Origin of the sequence: Faecalicatena faecalis (assembly GCF_012524165.2) — a bacterium.
Lineage (GTDB): Bacteria > Bacillota > Clostridia > Lachnospirales > Lachnospiraceae > Faecalicatena_A > Faecalicatena_A faecalis.
The window spans coordinates 1-24981 of the sequence record NZ_JABACJ020000033.1 but is presented as its reverse complement, the minus strand read 5'-3'; the positions used below and the strand labels follow the sequence as shown (position 1 = coordinate 24981).

General features: G+C 45.5%; 19 protein-coding genes. 5 read left to right on the top strand and 14 right to left on the bottom strand.

Translation table 11 applies throughout. The annotated features are described in order from the left end of the window. Positions 1-14: 14 nt before the first annotated feature. The 9 genes from HGO97_RS21605 to fliB form a co-directional block, all read right to left on the bottom strand. Positions 15-2003 (bottom strand): 2-isopropylmalate synthase, encoded by a 1989-nt coding sequence (locus HGO97_RS21605; protein ID WP_216245129.1) that lies wholly within the window; start codon positions 2001-2003, stop codon positions 15-17. A gap of 122 nt (positions 2004-2125) precedes the next feature. Further along, complete coding sequence (locus tag HGO97_RS21600) at positions 2126-3289, bottom strand: D-alanyl-D-alanine carboxypeptidase family protein (RefSeq protein WP_216245154.1); 1164 nt, start codon at positions 3287-3289, stop codon at positions 2126-2128. Between the two features lie 213 nt (positions 3290-3502). After that, positions 3503-4072, bottom strand: a complete 570-nt coding sequence (scpB, locus tag HGO97_RS21595; protein WP_216245153.1) for an SMC-Scp complex subunit ScpB — start codon at positions 4070-4072, stop codon at positions 3503-3505. 17 nt (positions 4073-4089) lie between these two features. Beyond that, the gene (locus HGO97_RS21590) at positions 4090-4833 is read right to left on the bottom strand and encodes a segregation and condensation protein A (RefSeq protein ID WP_216245127.1); all 744 of its coding nucleotides are present in this window, start codon (positions 4831-4833) and stop codon (positions 4090-4092) included. Positions 4834-4915: 82 nt separating this feature from the next. Next, the gene (locus HGO97_RS21585) at positions 4916-5797 is read right to left on the bottom strand and encodes a metallophosphoesterase (RefSeq protein WP_216245125.1); all 882 of its coding nucleotides are present in this window, start codon (positions 5795-5797) and stop codon (positions 4916-4918) included. After that, complete coding sequence (gene deoC / locus HGO97_RS21580) at positions 5790-6473, bottom strand: deoxyribose-phosphate aldolase (RefSeq protein WP_216245123.1); 684 nt, start codon at positions 6471-6473, stop codon at positions 5790-5792. Before deoC ends, HGO97_RS21585 begins: the two co-directional genes overlap by 8 nt. 290 nt (positions 6474-6763) lie before the next feature. Beyond that, on the bottom strand, positions 6764-8062 hold the full coding sequence (locus HGO97_RS21575; protein ID WP_246597672.1) for a D-alanyl-D-alanine carboxypeptidase family protein: 1299 nt from the start codon (positions 8060-8062) through the stop codon (positions 6764-6766). A gap of 71 nt (positions 8063-8133) precedes the next feature. Further along, positions 8134-8922, bottom strand: a complete 789-nt coding sequence (locus HGO97_RS21570) for a C39 family peptidase (protein WP_216245122.1) — start codon at positions 8920-8922, stop codon at positions 8134-8136. Positions 8923-9056: 134 nt separating this feature from the next. Next, on the bottom strand, positions 9057-10214 hold the full coding sequence (gene fliB / locus HGO97_RS21565; RefSeq protein WP_216245118.1) for a flagellin lysine-N-methylase: 1158 nt from the start codon (positions 10212-10214) through the stop codon (positions 9057-9059). A 256-nt stretch (positions 10215-10470) separates the two neighbouring features. Between fliB and HGO97_RS21560 the strand changes: the two genes are divergently transcribed. Continuing rightward, entirely contained in the window at positions 10471-10650 is a 180-nt protein-coding gene (locus HGO97_RS21560) for a hypothetical protein (protein ID WP_216245116.1), read from the top strand. Positions 10651-10794: 144 nt separating this feature from the next. Further along, complete coding sequence (locus HGO97_RS21555; RefSeq protein WP_330641333.1) at positions 10795-11526, top strand: J domain-containing protein; 732 nt, start codon at positions 10795-10797, stop codon at positions 11524-11526. Between the two features lie 114 nt (positions 11527-11640). Here HGO97_RS21555 and HGO97_RS21550 read toward each other — a convergent pair whose 3' ends face one another. Further along, positions 11641-14076 (bottom strand): cation-translocating P-type ATPase, encoded by a 2436-nt coding sequence (locus HGO97_RS21550; RefSeq protein ID WP_216245115.1) that lies wholly within the window; start codon positions 14074-14076, stop codon positions 11641-11643. Positions 14077-14372: 296 nt separating this feature from the next. Here HGO97_RS21550 and HGO97_RS21545 point away from each other — a divergent pair, with 296 nt between their 5' ends. Both HGO97_RS21545 and HGO97_RS21540 read left to right on the top strand, forming a co-directional pair. Further along, on the top strand, positions 14373-15734 hold the full coding sequence (locus HGO97_RS21545; protein WP_216245114.1) for a Mur ligase family protein: 1362 nt from the start codon (positions 14373-14375) through the stop codon (positions 15732-15734). After that, positions 15731-16489: a type 1 glutamine amidotransferase gene (locus HGO97_RS21540; protein ID WP_216245112.1), complete on the top strand. Its 759-nt coding sequence runs from the start codon at positions 15731-15733 to the stop codon at positions 16487-16489. Before HGO97_RS21545 ends, HGO97_RS21540 begins: the two co-directional genes overlap by 4 nt. Before the next feature lie 68 nt (positions 16490-16557). Here the strand turns inward: HGO97_RS21540 and ftsH are convergent, their stop codons facing one another. Next, on the bottom strand, positions 16558-18408 hold the full coding sequence (gene ftsH, locus HGO97_RS21535) for an ATP-dependent zinc metalloprotease FtsH (protein WP_216245111.1): 1851 nt from the start codon (positions 18406-18408) through the stop codon (positions 16558-16560). A 313-nt stretch (positions 18409-18721) separates the two neighbouring features. Here ftsH and HGO97_RS21530 point away from each other — a divergent pair, with 313 nt between their 5' ends. Next, positions 18722-20140, top strand: a complete 1419-nt coding sequence (locus tag HGO97_RS21530) for an APC family permease (protein ID WP_216245109.1) — start codon at positions 18722-18724, stop codon at positions 20138-20140. 180 nt (positions 20141-20320) lie between these two features. Here the strand turns inward: HGO97_RS21530 and HGO97_RS21525 are convergent, their stop codons facing one another. The 3 genes from HGO97_RS21525 to sdaAB form a co-directional block, all read right to left on the bottom strand. Next, the gene (locus HGO97_RS21525) at positions 20321-22942 is read right to left on the bottom strand and encodes a cation-translocating P-type ATPase (protein WP_216245107.1); all 2622 of its coding nucleotides are present in this window, start codon (positions 22940-22942) and stop codon (positions 20321-20323) included. Positions 22943-23215: 273 nt separating this feature from the next. Then, positions 23216-24085: an L-serine ammonia-lyase, iron-sulfur-dependent, subunit alpha gene (gene sdaAA, locus HGO97_RS21520; RefSeq protein ID WP_216245105.1), complete on the bottom strand. Its 870-nt coding sequence runs from the start codon at positions 24083-24085 to the stop codon at positions 23216-23218. A gap of 1 nt (position 24086) precedes the next feature. Continuing rightward, entirely contained in the window at positions 24087-24752 is a 666-nt protein-coding gene (gene sdaAB / locus HGO97_RS21515) for an L-serine ammonia-lyase, iron-sulfur-dependent subunit beta (RefSeq protein WP_216245103.1), read from the bottom strand. Between the last annotated feature and the right edge of the window lie 229 nt (positions 24753-24981).

Sequence of the window (24981 nt, the reverse complement as noted above, 5' to 3'; positions counted from 1 at the left end):
ATTTTATCCGATCGTTACTTTTTATTTCTGAACTGTACCGGTGTCATATTGTACATCTTCTTGAAGATCCGATTAAAATGTTCTACATTCTGATATCCAACTGATTCTGCAATACTCTCTACCGTTGTATTACTGCTCTTGAGCATTGCCCTTGCCTTTTTCATCCGAACCGTCTTCAAGATATCTCCGAATGTCATACCTGACTTTTCTTTGATATACTTTGAAAGATAAGGCTTGGAGAGGAAAAACTTCTCGGAGAGATCATCCAGTGTTACATCCTTATAGTTTGCATAAATGTAGTTTGTAATCTCTAACAGCCTCTCATCTTTACATGTATCCGAATTCTTAATTTCTTCTATCTTATTCACCGCTACAACAAGTGCTTCTACAGATGCTTTAATAATATCAGCATCGATTCCAACACCCCAGTATTTCTTCTTATTGCAGATCACACCGACATATGCAACTGCCTTAGATGAGGAGCCTTTTGTCAAGGAATGTTCCTCATAGAATGCGAGCTCATAACTGATATCAAAGTAATGCTTGATTGCATTGCTGACCGCATCCAAGCGTCCATTTCCCACTCCAGTAATGGTACGGCTGCTTCCTGCATGATGAATCGTCGCCTCTGCCACAATTCCGTCTTCCTGCTTATAATGACATTCATCCACAGTAAAGACAGACTTCGGATTGATGTAATGGTCCTCAAAAATATGGTATACCCAATCTGGATCTAATTCCTTATGTGCCTTATCTGAGACATCTTTGACCAGATAGCCTACCTCTTCCTTCATCTTTTCTGGAAGGCTGATGCCAAAGCTCTGTTTCAGTATGTAGTTTACGCCGCCCTTTCCTGACTGGCTGTTAATTCGGATAACATCGGAATCGTATCGTCTTCCTACATCCTTCGGATCGATCGGCAGATATGGGACTGTCCAGATATCACATTCCTTCTCTTCTCTCCAAGACATTCCTTTTGCAATCGCATCCTGATGAGAACCAGAAAATGCTGTGAATACAAGTTCTCCTGCATATGGCTGGCGAGGGGAGACCTTCATCCTTGTCAATCTCTCATAAGTCTCGCAAATATCACTCATATTTGAGAAATCTAATTTAGGATCAACGCCCTGGGAGAACATGTTCATAGCCAGTGTAATGATATCTACATTCCCGGTACGCTCTCCATTCCCAAATAAAGTTCCCTCAATTCGATCTGCGCCTGCAAGAATTCCCAGCTCTGCATCGCTGACGCCAGAACCACGGTCATTGTGCGGATGAAGGGAAAGAATAACATTCTCGCGATTATACAGATGGCGATCAAAATATTCTACCTGGCTTGCAAAAACATGAGGCATCGCATTCTCTACAGTAGTTGGAAGGTTAATGATCGCTTTGTTTTCCTTGGTCGGCTTCCATACCTCGAGCACGGCATTACATACCTCTAATGCATAGTCGACCTCGGTCCCCTGAAAACTCTCCGGGCTGTATTGGAAAGTAAAGTTTCCTTCCGTCTCTTTGGCGAGCTTCTTCAATAATTTTGCACCATCGACTGCAATTTTCTTGATTTCTTCTTTGTTTTTCTTAAATACCTGTTCACGCTGTGCGACCGATGTTGAATTGTATACATGTATTACTGCATGCGGTGCTCCTTTTACAGCCTCAAAGGTTCTTCTAATAATATGTTCTCTCGCCTGTGTCAGCACCTGAATCGTCACATCATCAGGAATCATGTTCTGTTCGATCAGTGTGCGCAGAAATTGATATTCCGTTTCAGATGCAGCCGGGAAACCAACCTCAATCTCTTTAAAGCCGACATCAAGCAGAAGCTGAAAAAACTCAATTTTTTCATCCAGGCTCATCGGCTCGATCAATGCCTGGTTGCCGTCTCTTAAATCCACGCTGCACCATGCAGGCGGTGCGTCGATGTGATCCTTTCTCGCCCAGTCATAGCACTCCTCCGGCGGCATAAAATACGTTCTTTCATACTTCTGGTAATTTTTCATAATGACATCTCCTTATATTTTATCAAATTGATTGTCTTTTTTTATCTTTACCTATAGTAACATAAGAATCCCCTATTATCTAGTGACGTTTTTAATCATTTATATTGATGTATTTTAATCTATTACGGATTCTGCAGAAAATACCGTCCAAAAATAGTTCCAATATACCATTTTGTATCCTTCATCTTTACCGCATCCACTGTCACGATATCATAGCTTCTTAACAAATCACCATCTAAGAGATACTCAATACGCCCGCACTTCTGCCCTTTCGCAACAGGAGCCTCCACATCTTTTTCTGCCTCCCACACCATCTGTACCTGTTCCTCGTCCTTCAAAAGCATCTGCCAGTCCTTATCTTCTTCTGCAACTGTTAGCTTGATTTTTGTTGTTGTGTTAAAAGGATGCTTTCTATCGATGCCATGATGCACTGTTATCTCACCCACATCCGCCTCCTGCCAAATATTCCGATACGTATAGTTTTCAAGTCCATAATTCATCAAAACTTTTGTGTCAGCCCATTTATAAGTTTTATTATTCGGCCAGCCACAGGCGAGAAGGGCGACAATAAATGTCCTGTCATCCTTCTTAAGCGCCCCCACATAACAATATCCTGCATCCGCCGTAAATCCTGTTTTGCCTGACAAGGCCCCTTCCATCATTTGAAGAAATGCATTGTGGTTGTTACAGGAATATGTTCTTTTTCCTGAGCAGTCCGTGAATTGGTAATTTGGAGTCCTGGTAATCTCCAGGAACATCTCCTTTTTGGGTGAATCCATAATGCAGTACTTCATGATCCGTGCCAGATCCTCTGCTGTTGTATGATGAATCCCCTGATCATCCGCAGCATCCAATCCATTTGGCGTAATAAAATATGTATTCCTGCATCCAATTTCTTTGGCCTTCGCATTCATCATATCTGCGAACCCCTCTACGCTCTTCCCAACGCTCTCCGCTATGATGACCGCCGCATCATTATGGGATTCCAGCATCAGGGAATACAGAAGATCCCTCAGATAAAATGTTTCTCCTGATGTTACTCCCAGATGTACCTTGGGTTGAGAAGATGCCTTTTCACTGGCCGTCACCACATCATCCAGACTTCCATATTCCAAAGCCAGGATACAGGTCATGATCTTGGTAGTGCTTGCATTGGCACGTTCTGTCTGTCCATTTTTGGAAAATAAAATACGCCCGCTGTCCGCATCCATTAAAACTGCCGACTGGGCGTATAAATTCCCGGGTTCTCCTTCCTTCGCATATGCATTTACTGCCGGCTGTACCATGCCATTTAGTCCTGCAAATGTAATGCCAAGAAGCAGGAGAAGCGCCGTGGCCTTCTTCCTTATTCTATGAGGAGCAAATCTCCCCTTTTGTTTTCCCGTCAGTCCCTTTCTCACATTAACGCACTCCACATCATACTATGTTATTAGTATTTATGAGCAAAAACATCTTGTTAGAACCTGACATAGAATCTTTTATCGTTTTCACTTTTCTATTTAAATGTCCAATTTTAGCTGAGCCTCATCTTCCGCCTCTTCCTTGAAATGTTCTACCTGTTCTGGATTGATGGTAGGCAGTTCATCCAGAGACTGTACGCTGAATCTGCGAAGGAACTCCTCTGTTGTTCCAAAAAGAAGTGGTCTTCCCGGTGCATCCATTCTGCCCACTTCCTCCGCAAGTCCGAATTCTACAAGCTTATTGACTGCGTGGTCTGACTTCACTCCCCGGATCTTTTCAATCTCCAGCTTCGTGACCGGCTGCTTATACGCAATAATGGACAAGGTCTCCAGCAGAACATCTGTCAGTACATACTTTTTCGGCTGCTTTGCAACACGGATCAGATATTCATAGGTCTCCTTTTTGGTGCACATCTGAAAAGAATCTTCCAATTCTATGATGCGGATTCCTCTGTTTTCCGCCTCATAGCGGTCCATCATATTATGTATGATTTTTTTTGTCGTTTTCTCATCATGTTCTATAGCCGCTGCAATCTTACTCAGTTCCACAGAATCCCCCATGGTAAAGAGTATCGCCTCAATGACGCCCTGCAGTTTTTCTATCTCCATATCCTCTTCCATTCCTTTCAAATCAGCGAGTCAATCATAATATCCCCGCATATTTCCTCCTGTTCTACCCGAATGGTCCCCATTTTCATTAATTCCAAAATCGCCAAAAATGTGACGACAATATGCATTCTCGTCTTCTGCTGCTCTAAAAGTTGTCGAAAGCTGAACCGCTTATGCGCTCTGGCATAATCCTCTACATAGGTGAGCTTTACAGGAAGAGGCACCTCTTCCTTCTCAATCTTCCCGAACTTACTTCTGACCGGATCGATCTTGTCGTCCTGCCGCCTCATGACATCTTTGAAAACTTTATTCAGCTTCGTGAGGGTCAGGCCGTCTAACAAAAGATCAATATCAACAGGTGTTACATATCCCTGAACCTCATCGGGAATCGTGGGGGACTTGTACAGCACCTGATCTGCATCGATCTGTCGGTCCTTTAATTCATATGCCATATATTTGTACATCTTATATTGAAGGAGCTGTTCTACCAATTCCTTACGCGGGTCTTCCTCTTCTCCGTCCTCATTGATTTCCTTTGGAAGGAGCATCCTGCATTTAATATCCAGCAGGGTGGCCGCCATCACAAGGAACTCGCTCATGATATTCAGATCCTCCTGCTGCATGCCTCGGATATAATCCATATATTGATTCGTGATTTCTACGATCGGTATATCATAAATGTCAATCTTATTCTTATCTATCAGATGAAGCAGAAGGTCCAGCGGTCCTTCAAACACTTCTAATTTTACTGGTATTCCCATACTCTCACTCTCCGCCGTGATATTCGCACCGTTTCTTATTATACGTGAATTCAGGCAATTGCACAAGCAATTTTTGCTGTCCTTAATACGGTATCAGATCAATCACTACGACCTCAGCATAATTCAGAAACCGCAGATTAATTGTATGGGTTCCCAGTCCCCGGCTCACAGCGATTGCCTGATTTCCTTCCACAGTCATCTCCCCCGAATATTTAGGGAAAAGAACGAACTGAGGCGTAATCACACCTCCCAGGCCGGGAATGCGGATAATTCCTCCATGCAGATGGCCGGAAACCGTAAGATCGGCTCCCCATTCTTTATAAGCAGGAAAAAAAGCCGGATTATGTGCAAGCAGGATTTGATATTCCCCTTTATCCGCCTTCCCCAGGCATTGACGGACATCCTGTGGTGTGACTGTATGCTTCTTGAACTTTTCATAGGTGGACATTGGAAGCTCCAGCCCGCTGATTCTTACACAGAGTTCATCCAGCATACACGTCGTTCCCTCGTTCTCTAGAAAACAGACCCCCGCCTTTTCCAATGTCTCTTTATATCCCTGAAAGACACTATCCCCGTATTTTTCAGGATAGACTTTCAAACGCTGCTCATGGTTGCCCAGACTGTAATAGACCGGTGCCACCTTGGGGAGCTGAACAATGAACTCCACCGCATTCTCATAATGCATCCTTTCCTTCCCTACAAACATGTCCCCTGCAATTAAAATGAGGTCTGGATTTTCCTTGCGGACCGCCTCTAATAGTTCTTCATTCTTCTCACCATAAACCTTGTTATGTAAATCTGCAAGCAGAACCACTTTTTTGGGAGAGTTCAATTTTTTAAATTTAGGTACACTTAACTGGTATCTTCTCATCCGAAAAAAGTGCAGTTCTCTCCTGCCCTCAACCACAATGATCAACAGCACCAGAAGCGCTGCACCGAATAAAATAAGAAGTGCCTTAATCATGACGGTTTCCTGCCATGTGTTCCTCTTCTCTCTGTGCTTTTACGATTGCCGCACCAGAGCTTGTCCCCAGACGGTCCGCGCCAGCTTCCACCATGGCCTTTGCCTTTTCCAGGGTCCGTATCCCCCCGGATGCTTTCACGCCCATTACAGGTCCTACTGTCCGGCGCATTAAAGCAACATCCTTTACGGTCGCTCCTCCCGTGGAGAACCCAGTAGATGTCTTGACAAAAGCTGCCCCCGCTTCTTTACAAATCTGACATACGGTAATGATTTCTTCCTCCGTTAGAAGGCATGTCTCCAAGATGACCTTGACGATAGCCCTTCCGTCTGCTGCTTCGACAACAGATGCGATGTCCTGTTTGACATAGTCCCAGTCACGGCTCTTTATCATACCTACATGAACCACCATGTCGATTTCTTCTGCTCCATCTTCAATCGCTGCCAAGGTCTCTGCAGTCTTGCCATCCGTTGACATTGCCCCCAGCGGGAATCCTACGACAGTACAGACTTTCACATCGCTGTCCTTTAACTGCTGTGCACAATAATACACAAAGCTGGAATTCACGCAAACAGAACAAAACCCATATTCCAGCGCCTCCTCACAGAGCTTCTTCACGTCTTCCTTTGTTGCATCGGCTTTTAATATTGTATGATCAATCATTTTTGCAAAATCCATGTTCATCCTCCTTATTGTATACCAGCATACATGTATGTAATCATTTAAAACAACTGCATATTTGTATACCATTCTTCCATTTTTGCAATATAACAGTTTTTCATGCAAAAAGCAATCCCATATTTTTGAATCACCTTTCACCCATCATGCTTATTGTACCATCCCTTTTCCCTTTGCACAATCAACAACATTACTTTCATCACCTCTGCCGGTCAAAAGGGGAGTGTGCACTATATTTTTCAGTGTTCTCCCCTATCCACACGTTCTTCTTTTATCCAGGCTTCTGACTCCTAAGTTCTGAATCTGGTCAGAACCTTCTTTAAATAATCAATAAATCCAGCCTTCTTTACATTCTTAGATACCATGACATCAATTTTTCCAATTTCCTTTCCATTCATCTCGTAGACAAGATTTCCAACAACTGTTCCTTTCTTTGCCGGCGCCGCAATGCTTTTTTTCACATTTAGCTTCTTAGTGATTCCTGATAAATTAGCCCCTGTCGTATCCAGATATCGAAACGTATCTGCATACTCGCAAGGTACCGTCTCCTGTACTCCGCCTTTCACCTCGATATCCGCTAACTTCTGCGGCTGGTCATCCTGATAGAGCTGACATTTTCCAAATCCATAATTTAATAAAGCTGTTGCATCCCTAAATCTGGCCTTGGAATCTTCTGCCGCCATTATGACAGCAATTAATTCAATGTCATTTTTCTTTGCCGTTGCAGAAACACAGAACTTGGCAAGTCCTGTAGAACCCGTCTTTAATCCTGTGGCATATTCATATTGGCGGACCAGTTTGTTCGTGTTCGTCAAACCAAATTCTGTGGTCCCCTTTTTCGTTGTATGTGTGATATTTTCCATCCATATCATACAGTAATCATGAATTTGGGGATATTTTGTAATCATTTCTCTGGACATCAGCGCAATATCCCGAGCCGTTGTCACGTGTCCGTCAGTGTCAAGTCCATTACAGTTGACAAAATGTGTATTCTTCATGCCCAGGCCTTCTGCCCGTTTGTTCATCTGATTTACGAACTCTTCCTCCGTACCGGATATGTATTCTGCCATAGCCACGCAGGCGTCATTCGCACTGGCAACAGAGATGCATTTTAACATGGTGTCCACGCTCTGTGTCTCCCCTGGCTCCAAAAATACCTGAGAGCCGCCCATGGAGGCTGCGAATTCAGAAGTGCTCACCTGGTCTTCCAGTTTTATCTTCCCCTCGGACAGCGCATCAAAAATCAGCAGCATGGTCATGATCTTTGTGACACTGGCAGGTGGACGAGCCGTATCTGCATCTTTTTCATAGATGACCTCTCCGGTCGAAGCCTCCATCAAAATAGCCGAGGGAGCGCTGACTTCTGGGCCTGCATTCTCCTGTTTCTGAGTACTGTCGGCATCTGCCGTCCCCGCTGTCTCTTCTGTATCCGCTGCTTCTGCAGAATCTGCCGCATTCTGGTCATTCCCTCCAGAATCTACATTTTCCTCCTGTGTATCTTCATAGACAATATAATCCTTTGCCGGCATCGCATATACATTCTGCACGCATAATAGTATGCTCAAGAGTAACGCCAGGATTGATTTCATAAAAAAAACTCCCTCTGCTATATCGTCTATTACCAATATAGTAAAGAGAGCTCTCAATTAGAACTGAAAAATCACAAAATTGCCAATGCATACTGCCCGGTCTCGTTATAAATAAAGGCAAAGGATTCCAGGTCTCTTTCAACGACTCCTTCTAAGGAATCATTGACCATCAGAATCTCTTTTTCCAAATCATACCCCGACAGTACAACACAGTGCTCATTTTCATACCAATGGTACTCGATTCCATCCTCCTCAAATCCCATCTCATAGATCCAGGTGTCTGCCATATACTGGGTTCCCCACACTGCGACCGGTATACCGTCTGCCAGATAATGGAACAGTTCTTCTAAGCTTCTGCCAGACAGGTTGACTGCCTGCTTGACAGAACCATGCTCCTTAAGGAACAGATTCGCGGTCCTTACCAAAGAAGGGGGAAAACATCCCGCCCCCTCGCAGCTATATGGATCACCGATATATCCTTCAGAAAAGTCTCCGTTTTCACTGTAGAGAAGGTAATCATCTGCAATTGTCGTCTTCTCCAGATCAAATCCCTCATACAAAAGGAGCATCGTCAAAGCAACCGATTCGCACCCTGTAGGAAGCTCTGGCTCCTGATAGACGAAAGGCACATCCAGCATACATCTGACAGGAAGCTCCCTCAATTCAATTCCTGTCATGACTTCATCGAGACTTTCCTCGATCTGATATGGACCTCCCCCTGGACCATCTTCCAGCGCCATGGATACCTCCAGCACATCCTCCTTTTCGCGGCTTAGCCTTAAAGCCTCAGACCGAGCGGATTGAAAACTGCTCCATATCATGGCCATTGTAAATCCCCACGCCAACAAACAACTCATCATTCTTTTATAATAGGTCATCTTTTGTCAATCTTCTCTTTCCCGTCCCCGGTCATACGGTTATCGTATATTTGACCACGCCGTCTTTCTCATTCTGAAAACTTCTGGCGCCCTCACAGCGTTCCACCATGTGCCCTTTAGGTCGTACTGATGATCTGCAAAAAGGAATCCAGACTGAAGCGTTCCTCTGAATCCAGGCGTTCCATTACAATGCCCTTGTTCAAATCCGAATGTTCGATTTCCCTGGCATAGCGCCGGGCTGCCTCTTGGAGGTCGCCAAATAACGCTTCTTTTTCATCCTCATTCCTGTCATTTTGAATCCACAGTGCCCTGGTCATCTCACGAATCAACAGAGTCCCCAGTATCTCGAACTTCATCTTTCCATAAGCATTTCCATCATAGACTGCCCCACAGAAATATGTATATACAAAATAGACCATCAACTGCTCCCATTTTACCTCATAAGACTCTGGAAGCTTCTGCCAGATCTCTGACGGCTCTTCAAAAAGTGTCCTCCTGATTCCTGTCTGGTATCCCTTCCAATCCTCCCTCAAGACCTCCAGACCATCAAAAATCCTAAATGCCTCCTCTAAAGCCTGTGTCCTTTTCGTTGCAGCCATCTCATCTTCTGCGTACTTCCTCATACGGTCTTCAAACCATTTTACTGCCCCTTCTTTTTGATATCTCTCGAAAAGGCTGTCCGCTTCAAATAATGCATTCTTATCGATCCGCTGCTGAAGATCATGGGCAAGTGCCAGCACCATAGCCATGCGTACATTCATTGCAATTTTACGATCCATAAGAATTTTAAAGATCAAGTCTCTTGCATCCTCGAGCTTAGTGAACAAAAGGAAATCAAAATCCTCATCCTCCTCTTGCCCGGTCTCCTCTGTCTCCTTTGAAAGAAACCTGACTGATTCTTCGCATCCCAGAATCAACTCTGCCGCAACAGGGCAGGATAATGACAGTGAAATTTCTTTTAACCCTTCGAACTCCTCGACATGTCTGGGATACATCCGACAGGTCCGGCAGAACATCTTGCTTCCTCCCTCTAAATAAAGGTCGCACAAATTCTCCTCATTTAAGAAGGCACAACGGCCTTCATACTGCTTAAAGATCTCTTCCTTCCAGTCTATTTCATTATGAAGTCTGTTCCCGATTGCCCCCTTCTGCCTCTGATACCTTTTTAGTGATTTCTTATCAATGGCGATCTGCCAGCCTGCACAGCAGGTATCTGGACAATCTCCTGCAATACATTCAAATTGATTGTAATAATGTGGTGCTGTATACTGCATCTTTCGTTCCTCTTTCTTCGATTCATCAAAGTGGATATTCAAAATCCACCTCGCTGCTTCCTTGACAAGATCAAATTTGTGTCAATTGTATAAAAATATAGAAATAGTATACCATTTCTTGCGGTAGAAATACAGGTATAATGTAAAAAAAGAGGCACATACTAATACAGCACAGACGAAATAAATACCGTCCTTCCTAATCGAAGAATCCGGTATTTCACAGATGTCAATATAAAAAGGAAAAGGAGCCGCTAAGATGATCAACAACGAAGAACTTCCCATTGGATTTACCATGGCGCTCGCCCAGCACTCTGATGCATTGAACCACTTTTCACACCTTTCAAAGGCAGAACAGGAAAAAGTCATTGATGGTGCCAGAGAGAAACACAGCCGGGAAGAGATGAGGAACTATGTGGAAAATATGTTCCAGGGATAAGAACAGATGTCGAATATACATTTTATATGGAAAAGATACCAGAAAATGTCGGATTTTTCTCTCCGACATTTCTTATTATGTCTTACATAATTTCTTGATTTTTCCTGTTCTATATCGTAATATAAAACGTGGGAAGAATAAATAATGGAAATGAATAAGGAGGAAGCGATGGGAACCCGTACATATTATGACATTCTCGGCGTATCCAGAGAAGCAACCCTTGAAGAGATCACGAACGCAAAAAACGCTTTGGCTAAAGTATATCATCCTGATGCCAACGTACATAATAACATAGACACCACTGCCTACATGCAGGAAATACTCGAGGCATACCGGATACTTTCTAACCCGGACAAGCGTAAGAAGTATAATACGAAGCTGTCCGGTGGCTCAAACCGTGTATTCCGCACCTACACCGTAGGACCGGAACCAGGAAGCGAAAAGACCACATCCTTTGTCACCTATTGGAACGCGGCCTGTAAGCTGAATGAAATTGTGACCAGAAGCAGCAGTCTGATGGAATCTCATTCGAAACGCGAGGGACTACCGCTCAAGATTTTTAAAAGGCTGGGAAAGCCGAACCAGAATGAGGAAGAAGTTGCCGAGCAGTTAAATGCACTCTCCCTCAAGGCGATCCAGTATATCACGACCTTAAAGATGGCTGAGATTCCCATGACTTATTGGACACCGGATGCCATGAACTGGATTCTGGTGCGCTGGGGACAGAAGCAGAACATTGATTACCGTACACTTTTTGCCAAATACGACGCCCATATCGAGCGGACTAAAAGCAGTGCCGAAAAGATGCGTCTAAAAGCTCAGAGCAAGCAATTCCACACCAATCTGAAAAAGCTGCTCAATTACGCGATTCAGTAATCTCGTTTGATTGAGAAGACCAACACTCTTTTGAGTAAGAGAGATACCATATCGCTGTTTTACAAATGAAATGCCTGGAACAAATGTCAAATCGATATCTGTTCCAGGCTCTTTTTATGGTTGTTCTTCCACCGGGCGTCCACGCAGACGCAGATAGTATAGTCTTAATTTTCCCACCAGTGCAGTCAGGTAACGCAAGACCGGCTCTGTAGCTATGGAGAAGACAACAAACAGCATGATGCACTTTGTTGACATTCCGGTAATTGCAAAGAGCTGATGCAGGAAGATACTGCAGAATAAAAGCCCTATGATGCTTCCGCCGACAACAGTTGTTCTCAATATGTTCATCGGCGCACTAATCTTATACAGAATCATGAATCCCACGATTGCCAGAAGCATCGTCGCTGCAGTAGAAATATCCGTAGGATTCACGCCGAATGTCTGCCCGAATACAACCAGGGCTCCCACTGCAATGACATCTGTCAAAGCTGCCGGCAGAGCCTTTAAGAATACATTGGTCAGGAAATGGCCCTTTATAATATTCTTATTCGGTTCCAATGCAAGGAAGAACGCAGGCACACCGATTGTAAACATACTGATCAAGGACACCTGTGACGGTTCCAGCGGATAGGTGATCATAAAGACCACGGAGAACAAGGACAGCAGGAAGGAAAAAATATTCTTCACCAGGAACAAGCTGGCGGAACGCTGAATATTATTCACGACTCTGCGGCCTTCCAATACGACCTGCGGCATGCAGGAGAAATCCGACTCAAGCAAGACAAGTTGAGATGCCTGTGCAGCCGCCTCGCTGCCCGACGCCATAGCGATACTGCAGTCCGCATCCTTTAAGGCCAGAACATCATTGACACCATCTCCGGTCATCGCCACCGTTTTGCCCTCTTCCTTTAAAATCTGGACGAACTGCCGCTTCTGATTCGGAGTCACACGGCCGAATACAGTCTTTTCCAGCACCGCTTTGCGCAATTCTTCTTCCGACTTCAAGGAAGATGCATCCACATAATGTTCCGCATTTGCGATTCCTGCCTTTTTAGCAACTTCCGATACGGTCACCGGATTATCCCCAGAAATGACCTTCACCTCTACTCCCTGTTCTTTAAAATATGTGAACGTCTCCTTGGCTTCTTTTCTGATTGGATTGGCAAGCAGCAGATATCCCAGTGGTGTGATTGGTTTCTTCAATGCTTTTCCATCAATCTCTCCGTCATATGTCCCAAATACAAGCACACGTGCCCCCTTTGAGGCATACCCTGTTATCTCCTCTTCCTGTTCGCAGTATTGATCCAGAAGAACGAATTCCGGCGCTCCCAGGACGTAGACCTGATCTTCAAAGGTCACACTGCTGTACTTGGTCGCAGATGAGAATCCCGTTTTGCTCACTGGTTTCTTCCCTGTCCCTGTCTGAAAATGCTCCTTGACTGCCGCCATAGTGATATTATCCGAGTCCATGGCTGCTACAAAATCACCGATCAGCATACTGAGAGGTTCCATCTTCTCACTGTCGTATCCATTCGCGGTGATCACTTCCTGGACCTTCATCGTATTCTCTGTGATGGTCCCTGTCTTATCCACACAAAGCACATTGACCCGGGCCAGTGTCTCGATGCACTTCATATCATGAAGCAGGACTTTTTTCTGTGCCAGACGCACAGAACTGACCGCCAGCGCAACACTCGCCAACAGATAGAGACCTTCCGGTATCATGCCGATCACGGCCGCTACCATGGAGGTGATGCTGGACTGGAATCCCGCATTCTGGAAGAAGAACGCCTGAACGAAAAGAACAATTCCAATCGGGATAATCGCGATTCCCACACATTTGACCAGCTTATCCAGAGAACGGATCATCTCCGACTGTTCTCCTTCCTGCATCTCCTTCGCCTCAATCGTCAGCTTGGATATATAAGAGTCTGCTCCGACCTTATCTAATCGTGCATGACATTGACCGGAAACAATGAAACTGCCTGACATTAACTGGTCGCCCTTTCTCTTCGTCACCTCATCCGATTCGCCAGTCAAAAGCGACTCATTTACCTGAACCTCCCCTGCGCAGACCTCTGCATCCGCGCAGACCTGATTGCCCGCCTTAAAAATCACAATATCATCCAATACCAGCTCTTCTGCATCAATGACTGTCTTCTCTCCATCCCTCACGACCATTGCATGGGGGGCATTGAGCATAGTCAGATTATCCAATACCTTCTTGGCGCGCACCTCCTGTATGATACCGATCAACGTATTTAAAATAATGACCGGCAGAAATGTCAGACTCCTGAAAGACCCAGCGATACAAAGCAGCAGAGCCAAAATTGTAAATATCAAGTTAAAATACGTGAACACATTCTCATGAACGATCTCTCTTGTCGTCTTAGCCGGAGGGTCCACTGCCTGATTGGTCCATCCGTGGAGCCTGTGCTCCTGCACCTGCTGTCCGTTAAGTCCCACCTTATACTCCGGCTGATACCTTGTCGTTGGTATTCTTTTGTCCTTTTTCTCTTCAATCACCTGTTGCCTGCTTTTTCTCTGCATGTATTTTGATTCACCTCATTCACCCATATTATCTTTATGAAAGACCACGAATCAGTATCCGTGAATTTCCTGGTATTTCCTCCTGATTTCTTTATTTTAACACACTCGGATTTAAATTCCAGGGCCTTAACAAAATCTTTATAAAATCTTTCGAGAATTAGACATTGTGATTCCATGTCTTCTAAGACATATGGATTCCACATCAACTAATTTTCCAAGACTCCTTGTTTTCTGTTACTTTTTCTATTATAATGATACAGGTATTTTAGAAAAAAGGATAAAGTTGGATTAATATTATGAAATTAAGAACCGTACTTGCAATTAAATGTGCCAAATGCACAAGCTATCTGATCAAAAAACTGAATAGAGGAAGCGGTGTCACTCTGCCGGGATATGTTGCCCGTCTGATCGACCCGAAGATTCTCTCTGCCATGTCCGAGATGGTGAGAGAAAAGACCATCGTGACAATGGGAACGAATGGTAAGACGACCACCAATGCCATCCTTTATAAGGCCCTGCTGGCAGAAGGCAAAAAGGTAATCATCAACAGAACAGGGGCCAATATGCTCAATGGAATCATTTCCGCATTCGTCCTTGCCACAGACAAGCACGGCCGTCTGGATGCAGATTATGCATGTATCGAGGTGGATGAGATTGCATCCGTCAACGTACTGCCCCAGTTAAAGCCCGACTGCGCCCTATTGACCAACATTTCCAGGGATCAGCTCGACCGCTTTGGAGAAGTTGATATTACGTTCCAGAAATTAAAGACTGGTGTGACCAGTGTTCCAGACACAAAGCTGATCATTAACTGTGACGATGTATTATCCTATACCCTTGCATCAGAAAGTGGGAATCCATTTGTCACATATGGAATCAGCGAACAGATTTTTGATGATATTTCCCGTTCTGAAATCCGGGAAAGCATCTTCTGCCGTTCCTGCGGAAAGAAGCTGGAATACGATTTCTTCCATTATGGGCAGTTAGGAATCTATCACTGCCCAAGCTGTGGATTAAAACGGCCAGAACCCGATTTCACAGCGACTGAGATTGAACTGCATGACGAATTGTACACCTTCAAGATGGATGGTATGCTGATTCAGTCTACTGCACGGACTCCTTACAATATTTATAATACACTTTCCGCCTATGCCGCACTGAATGCCCTGGGCGCTCAAAGAGAGCATTTCCAGGAGATGATCGAATCCTTTGATTATGGCAACAACCGTGAGGATATCTTCACAATCAACGGGGCAAGGGTACAACTGCACCTTGCAAAGAATCCGATCGGTTTTCAGCAGAAGATCTCCCTGGTCTTAAAGGATCCAAAGCCCAAGGATATCATTATCCAAATCAATGATACCTACCAGGATGGAGAAGATATCTCCTGGCTCTGGGACGTGGATTTCCAGTACCTTGCAGATGCACAGGCCGCCACGATCACAACGAATGGAACACGCCGCTTTGACATGGGACTGCGTCTGAAATACGAGGATATCCCCTGTGATTCAACGACGGATCTGCGTTCTACGATCATAGACCGTACAACGAACGGTACCGGCAACCTTTATGTGATCGTGAATTATTCCGGTCTGTACCGGACCAACCATCTGCTGAATGAACTTGCAAAAGCATCAAAAGGAGGGAATCAGGCATGAAGTTAACAATTGGACATTTATATCCCGACCTTCTCAACCTATACGGCGACCGCGGGAACATCCAGTGCTTCCGTAAACGTCTAAAATGGCGTGGAATAGAAGCCGAGGTCATCCCATTCCTTTCCGGTGACCCGATTGATTTCTCCCAATTGGATATCGTTCTTTTGGGAGGCGGTTCGGACAGAGAGCAGGAGCTTGTCTGCGGACATTTAAAGAATATACAGCAGGATTTTAAGGAATATGTAGAGAATGATGGAGTCGTACTGGCCGTCTGCGGCGGATACCAGCTCCTTGGAAAGTATTATAAGACAGATAAAAAGGTGATCGAGGGTCTGTCCATTCTGGATATCACGACGGAATGGGAGCCTGAACGTCTCATCCGTAATATCGTACTGAATAGTCCACTGTTCGACACCCCGGTCGTAGGCTTTGAGAATCACGGCGGACGTACCTATATTGGGGACCATACCCCTTTTGGAAAAGTGTTCTACGGTCTGGGCAATACCGGAAAATCCGGTTATGAAGGAGTCGTATATAAAAATGTGATTGGAACCTATCTGCATGGCCCTCTTCTTCCGAAGAATCCACACGTCTGTGACTATCTTCTTGAGCGGGCCCTGAAAAGAAAGTATGGAGAGGATATCAAGCTTGAACCACTTCCAGATGAATTAGAGCATCTGGCAGGCAGCTATATTGTGGATAGATACAGTGATAAAAAATATATCCTCAAGGAGACCATCAAGAGACACACCTAGAGGGCCCTTAAAAAAAGGCACCCAAGAGTGAATTACACTTTTGGATGCCTTTTCTTTAAATCTTTTCTTTAGATTTCTTCTGTTCTATCTTCCCTTTCGGGAGTGTTCTTTAGAATTGCCATGAACTCTTCTCCCGTAATCGTCTCCTTCTCATATAAATATTTCGCCAGCTCATGAAGCTTATCCTTATGATCTTCAAGGAGCTTAATTGCTTTCTGATATTCCTCTTTGACAACTTTCACCACCATCTCGTCAATTATCTTTGCAGTCTCAGGTGCACAGCTCAAGGAACTGTCACCTCCGAGGTATGGATTTACTTCTGTCTCAAGCGCCACCATGCCGAACTCATCGCTCATTCCATATTTGGTGATCATGGCTCTGGCCAGCTTTGTCGCCTGCTCGATATCATTGGAAGCTCCTGTTGTAATGCTTCCGAAAATCAAGGCCTCCGCACATCTTCCCCCTGTCAGGGTGGCAATCCGGTTCTGGATTTCCTCCTTTGTCATCAGGTTGCGTTCTCCTTCATCCACCTGCATGGTATAGCCCAAAGCCCCAGAAGTTCTTGGTATGATTGTAATCTTCGTTACAGGTGCAGAGTCCGTCTGCAGGGCAGCCACCAGGGCATGCCCGATCTCATGGTAGGAGACAATGAGTCTTTCCTTTGTGGACAGAACCTTGTTCTTCTTCTGATATCCAGCAATCACGACCTCGATGCTTTCCTCCAGATCAGCCTGCTCCACATACTTTCTGCCCTCTCTGACCGCCTTTAATGCAGCCTCATTGATCATATTCGCAAGCTCTGCACCCGATGCACCTGACGCAGCCCTTGCAATGGCATTAAAATCTACATGGTCCGCTAGTCTGACCTTTCTTCCATGTACTTTTAGGATTTCCTCCCGCCCCTTTAGATCCGGGAGTTCTACCGGAATCCGCCGATCAAATCTGCCCGGTCGAAGCAGCGCTGGATCGAGGCTGTCAGGCCGGTTTGTCGCCGCCAGGATCACAACTCCCTTAGACGCATCGAAGCCATCCATCTCTGTGAGAAGCTGGTTCAATGTCTGTTCTCTCTCATCATTGCCGCCCATCCCCTGATTGTCACGTTTCTTACCAATGGTATCAATCTCATCAATAAACACGATACAAGGTGCCTTCTCATTTGCCTGCTTGAACAGATCACGCACCTTAGATGCCCCCATTCCGACGAACATCTCCACGAACTCTGATCCTGAAATAGAGAAAAAAGGAACCTCTGCCTCCCCCGCAACAGCCTTAGCAAGGAGCGTCTTTCCGGTTCCCGGAGGGCCCACGAGCAGTGCACCTTTCGGAAGTGACGCTCCGATCTCCTGATACTTCTGCGGATTATGAAGGAAGTCCACGATTTCCGTCAGCAGCTCCTTGGCCTCATCTTCGCCCGCCACATCACTGAATTTAATCCCGGTCGTCGATTCTACATACACCTTCGCATTGCTCTTTCCAAACTGCATTGACGGAATATTGCCCCCGCCCATCTTCTTCATCATACTTCTTGTAAGAAGCTGTCCCAGGCCGAAGAAAATCAGGACCGGAAGTCCCCAGGTCAGCAGAATGCTCAAAAATGGATTCATCTCCTCCTTGACTACCCTGCCAAAGGAACAGCCCGAATCATACAGCCTGTTGACCAGATCAGGATCATCAAATGTTGTGGTCTCATAATAATTAGGCTCTTTTTCCTTATCTGTAAAATAAATGCTGTCATTCTCAATCTGAACCTTTTTGACCTCCTTCTTATCTACCATCATCAAAAATGTCCCATAGTCCACGGTCTTCACAGACTGCTTCATAAACTTCGGAAAGATTACGGAATTTAATAACAGAATCACAATAATTGCGATAATGTAATAAAAAATCAGTGGTTTTTTTGGCTTCTGTACTTTTTTCATCAGTACCCCTCCTTATTTGTAAATCTATTTATCATCCTTTATTTATACGGGCTCCTGTCAATAAAAATCCCCCTTTTTATAGTAAAGAATAACATAACTCTAACTCCCTTACTTGTCAACCATTCAACGTAGATATTCGCAATTTACCTCGCCATTGTCTTGCTAAGATTCAAATTAGTACTAGAGTCTAATGGGAAAGTCGTGTATAATGATAAAATATAGTGTATAAGCTGTAATTATACCATAATTAACAGCACTTATACTGCTATAAAAATGACTGGGGGATACAAAAAAAATTGATTGGAGTGATTAAATGAGTAATCCCAAAACTCAAAAAAGTAAGTTTGACCGCGTCCTTGGGAAAAAAGATGTCTTTTCCATCGCTTTCGGCGCAATGATTGGTTGGAGCTGGGTAGTCATGGCGGGTCAATGGATCATGAAAGCTGGTACGGCCGGTGCCATGCTCGCTTTCGTAATGGGCGGTATCATGATCATGTTCGTTGGACTGACCTATGCTGAGCTGACCTCGGCGATGCCACAGTGCGGCGGTGAACAGATTTTCAGTCTCCGTGCACTCGGACCGAACTGGTCCTTCCTCTGCACCTGGGCCATCATCCTGGGCTATGTTGGTGTTGTAGCATTTGAAGCATGTGCACTGCCGACCGTCCTGGAATACATCGCACCGGGAATTATGAAGGGCTACATGTATTCAGTAGAAGGATTCGATATCTATGGTACTTGGGTGGCTATAGGTGTCGTAAGTTCCATCATTATTACGATTGTGAACTACATCGGTGTGAAGCCTGCTGCTTATATGCAGGGAGTATTTACCTTTATTATTGTAGGAATTGGTGTTGTCCTCATGTTCGGCTCTGCCCTCAAAGGCGACATCGCACATACAAAGCCTTTATTTGACCATGGCTTCGGCGGCCTTTTGTCAGTGGCAGTTATGACCCCATTCATGTTCGTCGGCTTTGACGTTATTCCACAGGCAGCCGAGGAGATCGCGATTCCATTCAAACAGATCGGTAAGGTCATCCTGATTTCCATCGCTTCTGCTGTTGCATGGTATGCACTGATCATCCTGGCCGTTTCCCTGATGATGTCAAAAGGTGAGATGGAGACAAGCGTACTGATCACTGCTGATGCAATGAAGAAAGCCTACGGCGGATATACCATCATGGCGGATATTCTGATCATCGGAGGAATGGCGGGCATCCTGTCCAGTTGGAATTCCTTCTTTATGGGCGGCAGCCGTGCAATCTATGCTTTAGCAGAAGCCAAATGCCTCCCGTCCTTTTTAACGAAGATTCATCCGAAGTATAAGACCCCTTCCAACGCAGTCCTTCTGATCGGAGCAATTTCCTGTATCGCGCCGTTCTTCGGACGTGCTATGATGGAATGGCTGACCAATGCCGGCGGTGTCGGAGCTGTTACCGCTTACATGATGGTCTCCATCTCCTTCCTGGTCCTTCGTAAAAAAGAACCTGATCTAGACAGACCATACAAGGTAAAGAACCACCGTTTCGTTGGTTTCATGGCAATCTCATTAAGCGGCTTGATGCTGATTCTCTATATGCCGGGAATGCCTTCTGGACTGAGCATACCTGAATGGATCATCATTGGAGTCTGGGCACTGCTAGGAATCGTTTTCTGTGCATATGCAAAGAAGAAGTTCCCTGAATTCGGAAGAGTCCTCAATATCGAATTACAGGAAGCAGTTAAGAAGTAGACAAGCCTGTATGCAATAGTGGTTTGATACATAATAATGATACATATCCAGAGGCTGTGTACCGGATTGACCGGTGCACAGCCTTTGGCATATAGAAAGCTCCCGGGAAAATCCCCGGGAGTTTTCTTATCTACGATGTTCTCACGATTCAATGCACTTTTTTAGGTTATATTTCCTCTTTTATTTACTACCTTTTCTCTTTCTATATGCTGTCTTTACAGCTTTCATGAGCTGTATGATTGGAAGGTTTGCTGCTGCAAGGCCATATACTGTGAAGAGCTGTGCCATATTCAGCGTCTGTACCTTAAATATCGTCTCTAGTCCTGGTATGACCATGACACCAGTAATCAGAATCAGACCCAAAAGGAATGCACCGATCAGGTAAATATTATTGAAGAACACCTTCCGAAATAGTACCGGATGGTCGGATTTACAGTTAAAGCCATGCACCAGACGCGCCGTACAGAGTGTTCCAAAAGCCATTGTGCTCGCCAGCAGCGCATTGGTCTGATATCCAATCATAAAAGCAATCATCGTTGTAACACCAATGGAAAGCCCTTCTGTACCAATCTTCATCAGGAAATCCTTAGTCAGAATCGATTCGTTCATCGGCCTTGGCTTCTCATCCATGACATCCTTGGAATGAGGTTCCAGCCCCAGCGCAATTGCCGGAAGACTGTCTGTCAGCAGATTGATGAACAGCAGATGTACCGGTGCAAAAGGAACTGGGAGACCCGCTATGGAAGCATAGAGCACCGCAAGGATTGCCCCGAAGTTTCCAGAAAGAAGGAACTGGATGGAGTTTTTGATATTCCGGTATACATTACGGCCATTCTCCACCGCTTTCACGATCGTTGCAAAATTATCATCTGTCAGTACCATAGAAGCCGCATCCTTAGATACTTCGCTTCCCGTAATTCCCATCGCCACACCGATATCTGCCTGTTTCAAAGCCGGTGCATCATTTACACCATCTCCGGTCATGGATACAATATTTCCCTTTTCCTGCCAGGCCCTGACAATACGGATCTTATGTTCTGGTGAGACACGTGCATATACAGATATCCCCTCCACAAAATCCTTTAAGTCTTCATCAGAAATACCATCGATTTCTGCACCCTCACAAGCCTCGTATTCTTCTTTGAGGATACCGATTCGTTTTGCGATCGCTGCTGCGGTCACCTTATGATCACCTGTGATCATGATCGGACGAATTCCTGCTCTCTTACATTCCTCTACTGCAGCCTTGGATTCCTCACGCGGCGGGTCCATCATAGAGATCAGACCGACAAATACCAGATCCTGCTCATCTTCTAAAGTCAGCTCGCGGCTTTGCAAAAGCTCCTTATAGGCAAATCCCAGGACACGCAGTCCGCCTTTTGAGAATTCCTGGTTCTGAGCTTCTATCTTCACCCGGTCTTCCTCTGTAAAATCACGCACCTCATCGCGAATCTGAATAGACTTCATACGATCCAGCAGTACGTCTACAGCACCCTTAACGACCATCACCGTCTTCCCATCGATCGTATGGAGTGTAGACATTAATTTACGGTCACTGTCAAAAGGATTCTCGCTTTCACGCGGATACTTTTCCCTGACATCCTGTGCGAAGACGCCGAGCCTGCTCCCCTGATTGATCAGTGCTGTCTCTGTAGGATCACCAATCTCTACACCGTCCACATTGGTAGAATCGTTGCACAAGATACTGCATAAAAGCAGCATGCTGTGAGCCGGACGATTGACGTCGATCTCCTCTGAAGGAATTCTGGTCTCATTGACATAATAATCTTCTACTGTCATCTTATTCTGTGTCAGAGTTCCTGTCTTATCAGAACAGATAATAGATACACTCCCCAATCCTTCTACAGCCTGGAGTTTTCGAATGATTGCATGCTCCTTCGCCATTTTCTGTGTTCCAAAAGACAGAACAATCGTTACGATGGAGCTGAGGGCCTCTGGAATCGCAGCCACAGCCAATGCAACCGCAAACAAGAACGCATCCCCCATATTGCCGCCGCGCAGCACGTTGATTCCAAATAAAATTCCACAGAAAATCAAAATAATAATGGACAATTTCTGGCCGAACTGATCCAGATTGATCTGTAGTGGTGTCCGTTTTTCAGATGTTGTCTTTAACAGACTGGCAATCTTGCCCACTTCTGTCTCCATTCCAATTCCCGTCACAAGGAAAGAGCCTCTTCCGTATGTCACGAAGCTTCCGGAATACACCATATTAACACGATCCCCCAAGGGTACTTCCCCTTCAATTGGCTCAATCTGTTTCTCCACGCCCAGACTCTCCCCAGTCAGGGCACTCTCATCGACCTTTAAGCTCGCACTTTCTAACAGGCGTCCGTCAGCAGGAATATAATCTCCCGCATCTAACATCACGATATCTCCCACTGTTACTTCGGTAGAGGGAATCGGAACCACATTCCCGTCACGCAGTACCTTTGCCTCAGGACCTGACAGTTTTTTCAGGCTGGAAAGTGACTGCTCTGCTTTTACTGTCTGCACTGTTCCTAAGATGGCATTGATCGTAATCACGATCAGTATGACAACTGCACTCTCCGCATCTCCAAGAAATCCCGATACAATCGCTGCAATGATTAAGATGATTACAAGAAAATCCTTGAACTGTTCCAGGAAAATCTGTACGGTCGTCTTTTTCTTGCCCTCCACCAGTTCGTTGGGTCCATACTTCTCCTGGTGCTTACGTACTTCCTCTGCTGTCAGAGGCTCTAACGTACCATTGACCCTCTGTTTGGCCTCTTCACTGGAAATCTGATAAAATTCTTTCATGTATAATCCTCCATTTCTTCCGCGCAATCCGGTTTCTTCTTCTGTACCACCTGCATCCTTTGTCATACAAAAAAAGAGACTCTTATTGCACTGTATGTAATGCAATAAAAGTCTCACCGTTTAATCACGATACGGATGATATCTCATCGTACTGACGACATCGCGAACGCTTTTATCAAGCGCCAGTTACTCCCTTTTACTAAAACCAACTATAATACAACAAAAAAATTATGTCAAGGTAAAACTTTCACTTTTTCCGTTTTCTTAACCTGGTTATTTCCCTAATCTGGCTACAATCTCCTTTGCACGCGGTGTATTGGCAACACCGCCCTCCCCTGTCTCACGCAGGGAAACATGCATTGACTCGCCCACTTCTTTCATGGCATCAATGACCTGATCCGGCGGAATCTGACTTGTAATACCTGCCAATGCCATGTCTGCAGCCGACAGCGCATTCACTGCCCCGATCACATTCCGTTTGACACAGGGCACTTCTACCAATCCTGCCACCGGGTCACATACCAATCCCAGCAGATTCTTAAGTGCCATTGCCGCAGCATGGACGATCTGTTCGTTATCCCCGCCCTTTAAAAAGGCGAGTGCACCAGCTGCCATGGAAGAGGCTGTGCCGATCTCCGCCTGACATCCTCCCGCAGCGCCTGCGATAAATGCACGGGAAGCAATGACCTGACCGATTCCTGCCGTCACATACAAGGCCTGGATGATCTGCTCCCGATCAATATGTCCTTCTTTATACATCGGAACTAGAACCGCCGGTATCACCCCGCACGCTCCCGCGGTAGGTGCTGCAACGATGCGCTTCATGCACGCATTGGATTCTCCCATCTGAAGCGCCTGGACAATCACCCTGGATACAAAGTCACCGCACAGGGTATCCCCCCTCTCACGGTATCTTTCCATCTGTCCGCCGATTCCACCGACCAGACCGCTGCTGGAATGCAGCCTCTCATCATAATCCTCGCTGGCACTGAGCATCGCATTCCACATGCCCTCCATTGTCAGGAAGGATTCCTCCTCACTGACCGTCCTCTCATTCATATCATCCTTAAGGACGGCCCTCCAAAAAGGAATATTCTGTTCCCTGCACAGTTCGTTAATCTCTTCTAAAGATTGATAAGACATCTTAAGCTCCCTCCCCATCTAAATAAGTCACTTTTTGGATTCCCTCCTGCTCTTCCAGCCACCGGATCGAGCTCTCTGGCACGCGCTGGTCGATCTCGATCACCATCACAGCATGTCCGCCCCTCTTTCCGCGGTAAAGCTGCAGGGTCGCGATATTAATGGAATCCTTCGCAAGCATGGACGTCACAGCAGCAACATACCCTGGCTGATCCTGGTTGTAGATAATCAGAGTCGGACTCTCTCCTGTACAGTTTACCATGATTCCGTCTAATTTATTCACCATAATACGTCCACCGCCCAAGGAAGAGGCCTGCACCTCTAAAGTCTTACCATCCTCGCCGACCACGTTCAAAATCGCCGTATTCGGATGCGCTCCCGCAATCTGGGTATTCTGAATCGTAAATTCAAGCCCTTCAGACTCTGCCACAGAAAAGCTGTCTGGAATCCGCATGTCATCCGGCTTCATCCCCAAAAGCCCGGCAACAAGTGCTCTGTCCGTACCGTGTCCTTTCCCAGTAGCGGCAAATGACCCGTGCAGTCCGATCACTGCCTTCACAGGCCTGCTCCCCATAAGGCTCCTTGTAATATACCCAATCCGTACAGCTCCCGCCGTATGCGAACTGGAAGGCCCGACCATCACGGGTCCCAAAATGTCAAAAATATTCATGCCACAAACCTCCATAACATACCTTTTTTCTTACCTATCAGTATAACAGAGTTCGCTCGTTTTCACCATATAACATTTCCCGAAAAAACAATTTCATACGATTTTAAAAAGGGTTCTCAGTCGCCTCCACCCGTAAAACGGGTGGCTCGGGACGCGGGCTCTAAGCCCGCCCTACTAGGCCGCGCCTCAAGGCGCTGACTTTCTCTTTCATGCCATGGGAAGCCTGCCC